Annotated in this window: 16 protein-coding genes and 2 tRNA genes; 7 read left to right on the top strand and 11 right to left on the bottom strand. The window is 33.5% G+C overall.

What is annotated here, in order from left to right; genetic code table 11:
* The first annotated feature begins 38 nt into the window (after positions 1-38).
* Entirely contained in the window at positions 39-566 is a 528-nt protein-coding gene (locus BUA89_RS09605; RefSeq protein ID WP_228420546.1) for a hypothetical protein, read from the top strand.
* A 260-nt stretch (positions 567-826) separates the two neighbouring features.
* On the opposite strand, the gene BUA89_RS09610 is transcribed toward BUA89_RS09605, so the two are convergent.
* Positions 827-1,312: a YdeI/OmpD-associated family protein gene (locus BUA89_RS09610; RefSeq protein WP_072956391.1), complete on the bottom strand. Its 486-nt coding sequence runs from the start codon at positions 1,310-1,312 to the stop codon at positions 827-829.
* Positions 1,313-1,544: 232 nt separating this feature from the next.
* Between BUA89_RS09610 and fsa the strand changes: the two genes are divergently transcribed.
* Entirely contained in the window at positions 1,545-2,198 is a 654-nt protein-coding gene (gene fsa, locus BUA89_RS09615; protein ID WP_072956394.1) for a fructose-6-phosphate aldolase, read from the top strand.
* 59 nt (positions 2,199-2,257) lie between these two features.
* Here fsa and BUA89_RS09620 read toward each other — a convergent pair whose 3' ends face one another.
* From BUA89_RS09620 to BUA89_RS09650, 7 genes are all read right to left on the bottom strand, one after another.
* On the bottom strand, positions 2,258-3,097 hold the full coding sequence (locus BUA89_RS09620; protein ID WP_072956398.1) for a GLPGLI family protein: 840 nt from the start codon (positions 3,095-3,097) through the stop codon (positions 2,258-2,260).
* A gap of 21 nt (positions 3,098-3,118) precedes the next feature.
* Entirely contained in the window at positions 3,119-3,685 is a 567-nt protein-coding gene (locus BUA89_RS09625) for a sugar O-acetyltransferase (protein ID WP_072956401.1), read from the bottom strand.
* A gap of 87 nt (positions 3,686-3,772) precedes the next feature.
* Complete coding sequence (locus tag BUA89_RS09630) at positions 3,773-4,663, bottom strand: GLPGLI family protein (protein WP_072956405.1); 891 nt, start codon at positions 4,661-4,663, stop codon at positions 3,773-3,775.
* An 88-nt stretch (positions 4,664-4,751) separates the two neighbouring features.
* Positions 4,752-6,296, bottom strand: coding sequence for a M56 family metallopeptidase (locus BUA89_RS09635; RefSeq protein ID WP_072956408.1), 1,545 nt, complete (start codon positions 6,294-6,296; stop codon positions 4,752-4,754).
* 97 nt (positions 6,297-6,393) lie between these two features.
* Complete coding sequence (locus tag BUA89_RS09640; RefSeq protein WP_072956412.1) at positions 6,394-8,220, bottom strand: M56 family metallopeptidase; 1,827 nt, start codon at positions 8,218-8,220, stop codon at positions 6,394-6,396.
* Positions 8,221-8,274: 54 nt separating this feature from the next.
* Positions 8,275-9,540 carry a M56 family metallopeptidase gene (locus BUA89_RS09645; protein ID WP_083531645.1) on the bottom strand — a complete coding sequence of 422 codons (1,266 nt, stop codon included), beginning with the start codon at positions 9,538-9,540 and terminating at the stop codon, positions 8,275-8,277.
* 5 nt (positions 9,541-9,545) lie between these two features.
* The gene (locus BUA89_RS09650; protein WP_072956416.1) at positions 9,546-9,911 is read right to left on the bottom strand and encodes a BlaI/MecI/CopY family transcriptional regulator; all 366 of its coding nucleotides are present in this window, start codon (positions 9,909-9,911) and stop codon (positions 9,546-9,548) included.
* Positions 9,912-10,212: 301 nt separating this feature from the next.
* Here BUA89_RS09650 and rpiA point away from each other — a divergent pair, with 301 nt between their 5' ends.
* From rpiA to BUA89_RS09665, 3 genes are all read left to right on the top strand, one after another.
* Entirely contained in the window at positions 10,213-10,908 is a 696-nt protein-coding gene (gene rpiA, locus BUA89_RS09655) for a ribose-5-phosphate isomerase RpiA (protein WP_072956420.1), read from the top strand.
* A 194-nt stretch (positions 10,909-11,102) separates the two neighbouring features.
* Positions 11,103-11,690 (top strand): hypothetical protein, encoded by a 588-nt coding sequence (locus BUA89_RS09660; protein WP_072956423.1) that lies wholly within the window; start codon positions 11,103-11,105, stop codon positions 11,688-11,690.
* A gap of 268 nt (positions 11,691-11,958) precedes the next feature.
* Complete coding sequence (locus BUA89_RS09665) at positions 11,959-12,165, top strand: hypervirulence associated TUDOR domain-containing protein (RefSeq protein WP_072956426.1); 207 nt, start codon at positions 11,959-11,961, stop codon at positions 12,163-12,165.
* Positions 12,166-12,212: 47 nt separating this feature from the next.
* Here BUA89_RS09665 and BUA89_RS09670 read toward each other — a convergent pair whose 3' ends face one another.
* Positions 12,213-12,623 (bottom strand): hypothetical protein, encoded by a 411-nt coding sequence (locus BUA89_RS09670; protein WP_072956430.1) that lies wholly within the window; start codon positions 12,621-12,623, stop codon positions 12,213-12,215.
* A 289-nt stretch (positions 12,624-12,912) separates the two neighbouring features.
* On the opposite strand from BUA89_RS09670, the gene BUA89_RS09675 reads away from it, so the two are divergent.
* Positions 12,913-13,134 carry a hypothetical protein gene (locus BUA89_RS09675; RefSeq protein ID WP_072956433.1) on the top strand — a complete coding sequence of 74 codons (222 nt, stop codon included), beginning with the start codon at positions 12,913-12,915 and terminating at the stop codon, positions 13,132-13,134.
* A gap of 75 nt (positions 13,135-13,209) precedes the next feature.
* Entirely contained in the window at positions 13,210-13,977 is a 768-nt protein-coding gene (locus BUA89_RS09680; protein ID WP_072956435.1) for a GLPGLI family protein, read from the top strand.
* 106 nt (positions 13,978-14,083) lie between these two features.
* Here BUA89_RS09680 and BUA89_RS09685 read toward each other — a convergent pair.
* Together BUA89_RS09685 and BUA89_RS09690 are read right to left on the bottom strand one after the other, a co-directional pair.
* Positions 14,084-14,156: transfer RNA gene (locus BUA89_RS09685), tRNA-Met, on the bottom strand.
* A gap of 38 nt (positions 14,157-14,194) precedes the next feature.
* Positions 14,195-14,267 (bottom strand) — tRNA-Met (locus BUA89_RS09690).
* Positions 14,268-14,277 lie beyond the last annotated feature (10 nt).

Below are 14,277 nucleotides of genomic sequence, written 5' to 3' on the forward strand. Positions count from 1 at the left end.
ATACAATTTGAAAATATAAGATTATGAAAATGATTAGAATGAACATCAAAACCCTGTTTGTAGGGATGATATTAGCAGGAAGTGTAACTTTCGTAAATGCACAGACAACCCAAACAGATTCTGCGGCCGCAACAAGCCAAACAAGCAACCCTACGATTGATGGTCTTAAAAAACAAATCGAAGCCAACCCACAAGATACAGATGCCTTAGCAAAATTGGCAGGAGCTTATCAGGATGCATCAGACTGGACAAATGCTATTGAAACATGGAAGAAAATCTCTGCACTGTTACCAGATTGGGCTCCTTCATATTACAGCCAGGCTTATGCATATCAATCTGCAAAAGATGATGCTAATGCAAAACTGGCTTACGAAAAATATATTGCGACTGTAAAACCTGAAGAAATTGAAGCCAACAAGAAAAATTTAGCCTATGCATATTTTTATGTTGCCTTCTCTGAGCAGACGACCGATAAAAACAAAGCCAAGGAACATATTGCAAAATCTATTCAGTATGATCCGACCAACCAAGACGCGATAAAGCTGAGTCAAGCTTTAAATTCATAGTTGTAAGAAGATCCGGAATTATTTCCGGATCTTTTTTGTTTTTCAGAATGCGCTTAGACTTTTTATTTAACCATAAAAGGCACAAAAGATTAGATAAAATATTTAAAGTCTATAATTAAACTTAAAAAAAGTACACATAAGCCTTTAAAAATATTTGATTTTTATTTATTCACTTCTGCAAAAAATTAAGTATAAGCTTTAAAAAAGAACTTTTGTCACTTTTACGGTTAAATAACATATCTTTAATTTAAATCTCAGATTTAATTTATTTTCTTTCCGAAAAAATCTGTTTCTCCGTGTAAGTATTTGATAATTTTTTCAATGTTTTTACTGATGCTGGCTTCGGTTTTCAGATTGTTGATGTAGCGAATGAGCTCTAATCTTCTTGACGGAATTAAATTTTCAAAATTCTTTGCCGCCAGCGCACTTTCTTTAATTGCTTTTTCCAATTGCGGATGAAAAGGAATTGTTCTGTCGGAATCGTCAAATTCAATAAAAATTTCGATCGTTTCTCCAATTCTTTTGGGTGAGTTTTTAAGCATGGTCAGATTAATGTATAATCTCCATTCTCCTAAATATTTCATTAAATTCTGCCTGAATTCTTTCCCATTTACCGTACCTTTTACCGGAATCGGACTTTTATTTCTTCCCGACTCTTCAAAAATGTCATTTAAAATTTCTTCAGGTATGAAAACAAAAGGATTGATCCCGATGATCTGGAGTTGAGCTGTGAATTGGTTTTTCATGATAAACAAATATAATTATTTCGTTGTAAGGTTTGAAGTTTTAGGTTATAAGTTTATGGTTTAAAGTTTAATGACAAAAAGTAAAATTTAAAACCTGAAAAAACAAATCAATATCAAAACTTAAACATTTAATCAAGAATATAAAGCGAAACTATTAACACACAATCTCACTCCAAATTAATTTTCTACTCGAAATGGAATGATTATATTTGTGTAATAAATCAGAAAACAAATGAAATTTTTTATTGACACTGCTAATTTAGAGCAAATAAAAGAAGCGAAAGATCTTGGAATCCTTGATGGGGTAACAACAAACCCTTCATTAATGGCAAAAGAAGGAATTCAGGGCGCTGAAGCGATCAAGAATCACTACAAAGCAATTTGCGAAATCGTAGACGGAGATATTTCTGCAGAAGTTCTTTCTACAACTTACGAAGAAATGATTAAAGAAGGGGAAGAATTGGCAGCAATCCACCCAAATATTGTGGTAAAAATTCCGATGATCAAGGATGGTGTTAAAGCGTTAAAATACTTTTCCGACAAAGGAATCAAAACAAACTGTACATTGATTTTCTCTCCGGGACAAGCTCTTTTGGCTGCAAAAGCCGGGGCAACTTACGTTTCGCCTTTCCTAGGAAGATTAGACGATATTTCAACTGACGGATTAAATCTAATCCAGGAAATCAGACTGATTTTTGATAATTATATGTATGAAACTGAAATTTTAGCAGCTTCTATCCGTCACTCTATGCACATTATCGACTGTGCTAAAATCGGTGCTGATGTGATTACTTCACCACTTCCTCCGATCTTGAGTTTGCTGAAACACCCTTTAACAGACAGCGGATTGGCTCAATTTATTGCAGATTCTCAGAAACTGTCTTAAGATTTAACGGCTATGTATAATCATTACGGCGCGGAAACGAAGTTTCCGCGCCGTAATGATTATTTCAGCAGATCAAGCTCTAAAAGATTATTGTTTTTTGCGTTCTGTTCTTTTCCTTCTTTCTCTCGCATCCTCAATATCGTTTGCTGCTCCAGCGGCTTTCCGCTCTCATCCACCATCATGAGTTTTCTGCCGGAAGCAAACATTTGACGCAATCCTTTTGTTGGATCATTCCTGTTTTCTACAAACTGTTTTTTATATTGAGCTGTATTAACCGGAATAATATTGCTGAATGATTTTTTTTCACTTTCCGAAGCCCAATCTTCACTAAGTTTTTTGATCTCCTTTAGTGTAAAAGAATGAGAATTGGTCTGGTCTTCAATTTTAACAATCATACCCGGCAGCCCATGAAATTTATACGGACCATCCTGAATCGGAATATCCGGCACGAACCATGCGTTCCATTTTCTTCCGGCAAAATCAAGAGTTGCTTTTTGTGCATTAAACTCACCAATTTTTTCTTTTTCCGTCATTATTTTCCAGGTTTGAGGTCGTTCTTCCGAAACTTTAAACCGATCCAAGCTTAGGCTTATAAAGAAAAAATTTTTGTAATCAGGATAAGATTTTTCTACTACAAAAGGAATAAAATTAAAATTAATCCCTGTAAGATCGCGAAATCCTTTTTTTAATCGATCTTCTTTGATAGAATCCGCGATATATTTTACCTCGCTGTAAAATTTTGATCCTTTTTTCGAAACATCAAGATACATCCTTTCTGTTTTCACTTCATTTTTAGCTGTAGAATCCGAGATAAATTTATATTCGTATACAAACCGTTGATTCTGGGCATTCATTGCACAACTTAGAAATACAGCAAAAACAATTATTAGTTTTTTCATTGATTATTTTTAGTTTATTATTTAATTTTCATTAATGATGCTCTTAACGACTTTACACGGATTGCCTACCGCAACCACATTATCGGGAATATCTTTGGTGACAACACTTCCGGCTCCGATCACTGAATTATTACCGATAGAAATTCCGGGAAGAACTGTAACGTTTCCTCCGAACCAAACATTGTCTCCCACCTTAATCGGGTGTGCAGATTCTAAACCTTCGTTTCTCGGTTTAACATCAATCGGATGATTTGCAGTATAAAAGCTGCAGTTCGGGCCAATAAACACGTTATCTCCAAAAATAACTTTTGCACAGTCTAGAATCACAAGGTTGTGATTGGCATAGAAATTCTCTCCTACTTCAATATTATAGCCGTAATCGCACCAGAAACTGGGCTCAATGCAGATATTTTCTTTTGTTTTTCCAATGATTTTTTTAATTAAAAGCATTCTGCCTTGCGCGTCAGAATTTTTCAGCTGATTATATTCCAGACAAAGATCTTTAACAGCAATTCTTTCTGCCGTTAATTCTTGATCATAATTGGGGTTGTATAAAAGTCCTTTTGCACATTTTTCCTTTTCTGTCATGAGATTTAAAATTTTGTATTAAGATAGTAAAAAGAAACAGGATGAAGATGAACTTCATCCTGTAATTCAAGAATAAAAACTTGCTGATTACTGATATAAATCTGGCTCTATTCTGTTATTGTTCTTCTTTATCTCTTCTTTGGCTCTTTTCTCAATATTCCTGTACACTTCGTTCATATCCAGATCTTTTCCGTCCTGATTTTTCATTTTTATCAAAGCGCCTGCAGGAAGGGAACTCATGGTTTGTTTCATATCTTTTGTAGGATCTGTCTGATAATCTTTCCAGACTTTTTTGAATTGCTTTTTATTAACATCAATTTCTTTCCCTCCAATCCCAATCATGGTTATATTTGGCATCTGCGTCTCAGTTTCTGTATTAGCTTCTACTTTCTTATTTCCGACTAAGGTCATTGTATGCGAACCAGTTTTATCTTCTAGCTTAATAATTAGCCCCGGCAGTCCGTAAAATTTGTAGGGACCATCCTGAAAAGGGATATCCTGGGTGAACCATGCAATCCATTCCCTACCACCAAACGTTGCCGTAGCTTTCTGGGTATTGTACTCGCCTATTTTCTGTTTATCAGGAAGAATCTTCCATTCCGGCTTTTGATCCTCTGCTACTTTATAGGTCATATTCCCTATTTTTTCAGAAAGTGATACCTTATAGTCAGGATAAACTTTAGTGACACTTGTATGGATTGTTCCGGATTTAACTGTTGATCTTACACTGATACTTCCTCCGAAGCCTCCTTTTGTCTGCTTGGCAATGTCTGCCTTAAATGTTGAATCTGAAACAAATTTTTCCTGGCTGTAATATTTGGATCCGTTTTTATCAATATCCAGATACATTATTTCGCTTTTTACATCAGCTCTGTCTGTGGAGTCCGGAATAAATTTATAGTCATAATAGAATCTGTTGACCTGTGCATTTGCCCATACGCTTAGAAATGCCAATATAAGCAGATAATTATTTTTCATACTTAATTTTTTAATAATATTATTCTGTAGCAATGCTTTGATTTTATTTTCAGCAGTGACTAACTTATATGCTTAAAATTTGTTTGAGTTAATCAACAATAATTTCCATCTTTTTCGCATAAGAAATTCTTTCATCTCCTACTCTTTCAATATTGAAAGCCTTAATACGGATCGGAGCATCTTTAAGATCTTTAAAGTCGGTCTGATAAGTAAGGAATTCTTCTTTATTTACTTTTTTACCATTAACAAACAGCTCGGCACCTTCTAAAGAAATTCCCATTAAATTTGTAGGCCCTACCGGAGATTTATAATTAATTTTAATTTCATTTCCGTTGATATCAAACACTTTTGTATCGGATTTTTCAATCTTAAAAAGTCCGAAACTCGATTTAACCTTATTTTGATCGTTTACATGAAGATCTCTGATTTTATCTGCATCATCTTTCAACTGCTTTTTTTCTTCATCCGTTAAAGGGTTTTTATCATAATCCCTCTGTTTATAAAATGTTTCATCAAAAGCAATTTTCTTTCTGTTGGCCTCGATAGCTTTTGTAAGCTCTTCTTTCTTTGTTATATGATTCTGTCTTTTGCTTTCCGCTTCATTGTAAAACTTTGCATATTCATTTTCTGCGATCTCTGAAGATTCTGTTATTCCGGGAACTTTTTCTATGTTTGATTTTTTTCTTGTCATTTGTGTTTTTTGCTGAGGAGAGATCGTGTCTGTTTTCATCCGGGAAACCGCTTTTTCAATTTCAATATTGGTTTGCAGGATCTCTTTATTTTTAGCATTTACCATATATGCAAATGCCACGGTACAGATTAAAGGCAGTGCAAGAATTCTTTGCACATATCCGAATTTTGTCTTAGGCTTTTGTAACATTTTGAGTCTTTTTTTAAGATTTGAATTAAGAAACGGATTGGTTGCAGGCAGTGCTGTACCCGAAAAATGACTTGCCATGAGCATCTGTGCAAACGCTTTTGTATTCGAGTGATTAACAGATCTGCTGTCCGCTAAATATTCATGAATTAAACTTAATTCTTTTTTAATGAGGTGGAAAAAAGGATTGAACCAGAAAACGGCAGTCAGAAGCTCAATAACAATCTTATCAACAGTATGTTTCTGCTCGATATGAACCATTTCATGCTTCAGGATCTGTTTCCCGATTTCTGAATCTACCGGAATTGAATTTTTCCAGAAAAGATTTTTAAAATAAGAAAATGGGGCTTCTGTAAGATCTGTTGTATAAAAATTAATCTCCTGTATTTTTTCCTTTTTAAACTGTTTTTTCAGCTGATGAATTCTGAAAATTCCAAGTAAAAATTTCAGTAAAAAATAAAGAGAAACTATTCCTAAAACGGCAGATGCAATGCTGTAATAAATATCTTCATGACCGGTATTTTCAATAGTCAAGGTTTGCATTTTATCTATCAGAAAATAAATGTCCGGGCTGACTTCAACCGTGAAATTTTCTAATCTTATTGCCGGAATCAACAAGGAAACTGGCAACACGGAAAGCAGATAAAATCTATTATAATGGTGGAATGTTTTATCCTTAAGAAAAAGATAATAATATCCCAGCAATACCGCTGTACAGATCGTAATTTTCACCAGATATATTAGCAACGCCTCCATATTTCATTATTTTTTTGAACCATAGCTTAGGAATATATTGTTAAAAGGCTTTGCCAAAAATCAATATACATCGACAAAGCCAATTGTAACTTTACAGCTATTTCGTCTTCGTTTCTATTCTTATTTCTCCCTGTATTTTTTCACCGTTGATTCTCTTTTTATTCACATCCATTCTCTGAATATCTTTGGAATCTAAAGCCTGCATATCTTCCTTCGTAGATTCTTTTCCGTTGATATAGATTTTAAGATCCTCCCCGTTATATGTTAAAGGTTCTGCTCTCCTTACTACCGCATCATTACTATACACTTTGATATCATTCCCATTGAAGAATATCGATTTGCTGTTGGACAAATTAGGTTTTGTCGTTTGGGTTTTATAGATATACACTTTAGGCTTACCTGCTTCAAACATTGCTCTTTCGGCGATTTCTCTTGCTTTAATTCCTTCATCAACAGCTCTTGCACCTATTAACTTTGCCTTTTCAGCTTCCAGTTTTGCCTTTTTTCTTTCAATTTCGATGATCTTCTTTTGTTTTTTTACATCTTTTCTTATTTTTTCTGCATTTACTTCAATATCTGGGCTCCACTTCATATCTGGTATAGTGGAATAGCCGTACATATTGATGTGAGAACCAAAAGGTGCATCCACAGATCTTGGAGGCGACGGAGGAGTCGGTGGCAGCGGAACATCTTCCATATCTTTAATTTCAACATCTACGATATGAGAAGTTTCCCAATCTAACGTTCTGTTGTTTTTTGGCTTAATTCTGAAAACTGCTGCGCCTTTTGCAAAATTTTCTGAGCTTGCAATTTTTCCTATTTCTTCAGAAAGAACACCAATTTCTTCTACATTTTTCTGAAATTCTTTACTTTGGGGATTCAGATCCTTTAAAGCTTTGCTTTTCTCACTGATTTTTTTACTCAGATCTGCTACTTTTTTCTCTTCATCAGAGTTTTTGTAAACTTTATAGATCACATTATTTTTTTTCTGATCAGGAGTTATCGTATCTTTTTTAATCTGAGAAACTGCTTTTTCAATTTCTTTATTGGTTGCTTTAATTTCTTGATTTTTTGCATTTACCAAATAAGCGAACGCAACTGTAAATACTACCGGCAATGCTAAAATTCTTCGCGCATACCCGAATTTGGTTTGAGGTTTTTGTAACATTTTGAGTCTTTTTTTAAGGTTTGAACTTAAGAACGGACTGGTTGCAGGCAACTGGTTTCCGGAAAAGTGGCTTGCTAAAAGCATCTGCGCAAATGCTTTGGTGTCCGATTGTTTTACGGCCTTTTTATCAGCCAGATATTCGTGAATTAAACTAATTTCTTTTTTAATAAGGTGAAAAAACGGGTTGAACCAGAAAACAGAACTGATAATCTCAATAAAAATTTTATCAAAAGAATGTTTCTGTTCAATATGAACCATTTCGTGTTTTAAAATCTGCTTCCCTACTTCAGAATTCAGCGTGATGGAATTTCTCCAGAAAAGATTTTTGAAATAGGAAAAAGGGGCTTCCGTTAAGTTGGTCTGGTAAAAATTAATTCCGTCAAAACTTTCTTTATCAAATTGACTTTTAAGTTTTTGTATTTTGAAAATTCCATAGATGAATCTTCCCAGAAAATAAAATGAAACCAGTCCGAAAGCTGATGCGATTACTGCATAATATAAATAATCATCATTTGTGTTTACGACTGTATTAAAATTCTGTACCCTGTTAATCAGCAAAAAAATATCATTGCTTACCTCTATTGTAAAATAGTCTATGCTCATCAGCGGCAGCAGCAACGATACAAGCAGTGCCGACAGCAGATAGAATCTATTGTAATGATGAAATGTTTTGTCCTTCAGAGAGATATAATAATATGCTAATAATACTCCCGAACAGATAACAACTTTTACTGAATACATAAACAATGTTTCCATGTTTAGATCTTTTTTATTGATTATACGACAGATTTTTAATACTGTTCTTTTTATTTAAGATTTTGCAACAGTTACTTTCACAGAATTCCCTTTATTATATTTACCGTTGATAATCTGGTCATAATACCATTTTGGATTAATTTCTTTAATAAGCTGGTGATATTTTTTTATACTTTTATCATCCATTTTTTCTATATCATCCACACTAAAAACACCATATTTTTTTTCAATGGCTCCAAATACCAAATGATCATCATCATTTGTTACTGAGCCGGAGTATGCAGTAGCCAACTTTTTATGGTTATTATTTCTAAGAAAATTTAAAAATTCTTTTTTGGTTTTTCTTTCTGAATTAATAATAAATAAAGCATTTTCTGATGCCGAGGCCACTCTGTCATTAAAACTGACTTTATCATTAGATGTCGTATCCGTCACAGATACATTTATGTTTTTTATTTCTTCATTCTGGCAGCTTACCAAGTAAGCAAACGCTAAAGAAAATACTACCGGCAATGCTAAAATTCTTCGCGCATACCCGAATTTGGTTTGAGGTTTTTGTAACATCGTTAATCGTTTTTTTAAATTTGAACTAAGAAACGGACTGACCGCAGGAAATTGATTTCCTGAAAAATGACCTGCCAACAGCATCTGCGCAAATGCTTTCGTATCCGATTGTTTTACAGCCTTTTTATCGGCCAGATATTCGTGAATTAAACTAATTTCTTTTTTAATGAGATGAAAAAACGGATTGAACCAGAAAACGCATCCAACAATCTCAATAAAGATTTTATCGAAAGAATGTTTCTGTTCAATATGAACCATTTCATGCTTCAAAATCTGCTTTCCGGTTTCAGAATTCATTGTGATGGAATTCCTCCAGAAAAGATTGTTGAAGTAGGAAAAAGGAGTTTCTGTTAAGTTGGTACGGTAGAAATTAATCCCGTAAAAACTTTCTTTTTCAAACTGATTTTTAAGCTGATGGATCCTGAAAATCCCATGGACAAATCTTCCTAAAAAACAGAAAGAAACCAGTCCCAAAGCTGAAAAAATAATTCGAAGATAAATGTAATCATTGTTTGAGTTTTTAATTTCATTAAAATTCTGTACTTGCTCTATCAGTTTGTATACAGTACTGCTTACCCGAATGGTAAAGTCTTCCACTTTTATTAAAGGAAGCAGCAACGATACCAGCATCGCAGACAAAAGATAAAATCTGTTGTAGTGATGAAACGTCTTGTCTTTTAAAGACAATTGATAATACAAAAACGTTACACCGGAACAGAAAATAACTTTTCCCAGATAGAGAAGTACAGATTCCATGGTTATTAGTCTTTGTTTTTCAATTCATTCAGAAGCATTTCCAGATCTTCCACCGTCATCTCATTTTTTTCTACCAAAAAAGAAACAACGCTTTTATAAGATCCTTTGAAATAATTTTTCACCAGGCTTTTCATGGTCTTTCCCGAATACTGTTCTTTAGAAATTAACGGAAAATACTCGTGCTGCCTTCCGTGGACTGCATAGTCTACGAATTCTTTATCCTTCAATACTTTTAAAATGGTCGAAACGGTGTTGGTATGCGGTTTCGGTTCAGGAAAAAGATCCAGGACATCCTTCAGAAATCCCTTTTCCAGTTTCCATAAATACTGCATCACCTGCTCTTCCGCTTTTGTTAAAGTCTGAATTTTCATACCTTTTAATTTATTATTAATCGTGATATAAAATCTTCACTCATTCTATATCACTAAGAAACTAGTTATACAAATGTAGAAATAAAATGAATCCAAACAACTATTTTTTTAGTGATAAAATTAAAAACACAACAAGTAGCTGATAATCAATATAATAAAATTTATTAAAATTTGTTAAAGTTTTATCTGTAATAAATTTTTATTTATTTGCTAATGAAAAAATGAAGAAATTTTTCGAAAATCCTTACTTTTAAAATAATAAATATACCCAATTCTCGTCAGAAGCTAAATATCAATTGAAATGAACAGAGATTTAAAAAAAGAAAAACAAATTGCCGCTTTAGAAGCTGTAAAATATGTACGAGATCATACAATAATTGGTTTAGGCACCGGCTCTACTGTATATTATGCCATAGAAGAAATTGGACAATTAATTAAGCAGGGCCTCCAAATTCAGGCTGTTCCTACCTCCGTCAGTACACAGAAATTGGCAGAATCTTTGGGAATTCCGCTTATTGATATCAACATGGTCGATAAAATTGATCTCACGATCGACGGTGCAGATGAATTTACAGAAGATTTAAAATTAATAAAAGGCGGCGGCGGTGCTTTACTTCGGGAAAAAATTGTTGCTTCGATGACTATTGAAGAAATCATTATCGCCGATTCATCGAAAAAAGTAGAAACGCTGGGTAATTTTAAGCTTCCTATTGAAGTGATTCCGTTTGCCTCCAATTATGTTAAAAACCAAATCAGCCAATTAGGAGGATTGGGAAATATAAGGTTTATCAAGGATGATATATTTATAACCGACGAAGGAAACTATATTATGGATGCAGATTTTGGTCTCATCAAAGATCCTGTTACTTTATCTGATCAACTAAATACTATTGAAGGGATTGTAGGACATGGCTTATTCATCAATCTGACCACAAAAATTATTATGGGCAGTAACGACAGCATCATTTCATTTGAAAAAACTCCTGAAAAACAGTAATTATTTTATCTGAAATTAACTACAGATTAAATCTTCGGCTGAAAAAAAATTGCCCCAATAGATAATTTGAAACCATCATATTTTCAATAATGAGCAATTTACATTGTAGATTTGTTAAAATTTATTAAATAAAGTTAATATGAATTTGTTTAAAACGAGAAATTATATTTATTTTAGTGCTTTAAAAATTTCTCATGAAAAGATATAATTTATTAATTGTACTATTACTACTTATTTTTAACATTACTACAGCTCAAAAAAAGAAAGGTTCACCGGCCGCTGATTTCAGTGCAGTAGGCGAAGCTAAAACTAAAATTGAAAATACGGTTCCGCTAACGATCAAGCATTTAAAAGAAATCAGCGAAAAAGAAAATGATCCGAACATTCTGTCTAACGGAAAAACCGCTTTAGGTAAAGAATACGGAAAAGTGGAGCTTGAATGGCGTCTTTACAGAGGGAACATGAACAGCTGTATCCTGAACAACTCGTCAAAAAAAGCTAAAAAATGTATGGAGTACCACACTTCAATGTTCAGAGGTACTTTAATCAACTATAACAATTATATTACGAACCTTACAAGAAAAAACGGATATCTTGGTGTAGAAGGTGATACAAAATTTGAATTTAATCCGGCAGAAATCACCACAAAGCTCAGCGAATCTTTCTTCAACGGAAGCGATGCGGCAAACAGAATGAAAGGAAGCCAGAAAAAAGAATTCTTAGGACAGACAATGGCTGATGATAATGCACTGACACCTTACAATCAGTTACAAGCACAATAATTTATTTTAATTAAATGATATGAAATCCTGCTTTTAAGCGGGATTTTTTGTTTGTTGATATTCTTATAAACAGATTTCAAGGTTATATCTTCGAATCATAATTAATTTTAAAAAAATTTAATGATCCGTCTAAAAAACAAAAATCCGGTTGTCATTAAGATATAAACAATCAAATTAAATATCTTATGGAACCAAGACTTAATTATACTAAAAAATAAATTAAGAATTTGTGGCATAATAACTGATCTTTCTTCTGAAAAGAAGGGAAATGAGTACATTAAAAAAGGGAGATCTGGTAAAGTGGAGATTCAGCAATGGAGAAACCCACGGAATTATAACACAGATTCATACCAAGGATTTTATTTTCATGAACAGGCAACGTCGCGCTTCGGACGAGAACCCGCAGTATGAAGTTATGAGTGAAAAGACTGGAAAGAAGGCCGTCCATAAAGCATCTGCGTTAAAAAAATTATAAAAAAAATGCCACAAACAATTGTGGCAGAATCTTTAAAGTTGATTGACTTATTTAATTTTATCATAAATAAATTTGGTAACAATAGCTCCAAACAGATAATAAGCAACAGTCATTACTTTCTTTTCGGTCGTTCCGGCAACAGGAGAATCATCCAAGCCCATTTTTTGAGGCAGCATTACCGCTCCCAATCCCATGGTAATTCCCGATGCAATATTAAATCCTGTTGTCGCAGTGGTAGCATAATACAGTCCATTGCTGATGACATCCCCTGCCAGAGTTGCCGCATACAGCTGATCCGGATTGGTAATTTTTGCATCTACTTTATCCAACGCTTTATTTAGCGCCTCCTCGCCCACTTTATTAATTTGTGGAACATTGTCAAAATTTTTTCTGATGGTTTCGTGCAGCAGGTTGAGTGCTATGGCACCGCCTAATCCTGCGAGAATTTTTTTGTACATATTATAATGATTTAATGGTGTTGTTAAAATCCTTACATAAATTAAGCCATTAAAAAAAGATGCTCTTGGATCATAAACACGAGATTAAGTAATAATTATTTACTTGGGTGAATCACCAAATATAAATTTATTTAATAAAATGTAAATTTTCAAGTAAAAAAATAACTATTTAAACCAAAATATATAAATTTATTAATCTATTAAATAATATTTTAGAAATAAAAAATTCCCTTGTTGATGAATAAAAAAATATTGTAATATTGTCTTCAGATTGCAATCTAAAAAATTTATGATTAACAATTTAAAAATTATCATTTATAAAAAAATATTCGTAATCGCAGCTTTAGATGTTGCTGGATTAATCAGCGCTAAAACAGCTGAAGTTGAAAACTTAAAAGTATCTAACAAGAAGATTGAGAAAGTTAAAAGAAATCAGCCTTTCCTTTCTGTGAAGTACAAGTTACTTTCTATGATCCAGAAGGAAATCCTACAGGATCTCAATGGTTTTTAACTGATACAGAAGGCTTATCTTCGTGTCAAGCTTATCATGAAATGGGATATACAATCTCTATAAATACATTAAAACATGGTTTTAAAAAAAATATATTTTGTAATTAATTTTACAATTTTTTTTATACATGGGCTTGCACAACAGCAAGTCCATGTAAAGTATTATCATGTAAGGTCTGCGATTGCAACATTAGCGGAAGATCTTTACATTAAAGATAATAATGTTATTTCAATACAAGATTCGGTAATTAACTTTAATACCGCCGGAACCGGTTCAATTTCTGCGATTAAGCCAGGAAATAAAATTGTTACAAAAGATTATTACATTTCAAAACTTAATGGCGGGGATATCAAAGATTTCTTTTTTACAGGAAGTTTCAGAGATACAGATTATTTCATTCATGATAAGGTTACGAAACCTGTATGGAGTATTGACGAAACCAAGACTAAAAAAATATTAGGGTATAATTGTTTAAAAGCAACCGCAAATTTTAGAGGTTCAAGCGTAACTGCTTATTTTACCAAAGAATTACCATACTCTGCGGGACCTTTTAAGTTCTTTGGATTACCTGGTTTAATATTAGATGTGAGAGAGAATGATAAAAATTATAATATGTGGAAAGCTGAAAAAGTAGAGCTTACTGTAGATCCGAAAATCAATTTCACTCCTCAATTCACTAATTATCCTAAAACTGAAATGAGACAGTTTATTGAAACGAAGGAAGCAAAACAAAATAAAGAAATGGCGGATCTTTTAAGTAAGCTTCCACCTGGCACCCAAATGGATACTCCCGAACCCAAAAACAGACTTGGATTAGAGAAAATTTTTGAATGGGAACGATAAATAAAAAGGCCGCCTCACTCTTGAGACAGCCTTTTTAATTTGCTGTAATACATTAAAAAATTTGCACAAAAAAGAGTATTACAAAATTGCAATACTCCCAGTTTAGTAGCGGGAACCGGACTCGAACCGATGACCTTCGGGTTATGAGCCCGACGAGCTACCTACTGCTCCATCCCGCGGTGTATTTTTAGAGTGCCTACCGAAAGCACTTACTTAGTAGCGGGAACCGGACTCGAACCGATGACCTTCGGGTTATGAGCCCGACGAGCTACCTACTGCTCCATCCCGCGGTATATTTTT

Source organism: Chryseobacterium arachidis (assembly GCF_900129245.1).
Lineage (GTDB): Bacteria > Bacteroidota > Bacteroidia > Flavobacteriales > Weeksellaceae > Chryseobacterium > Chryseobacterium arachidis.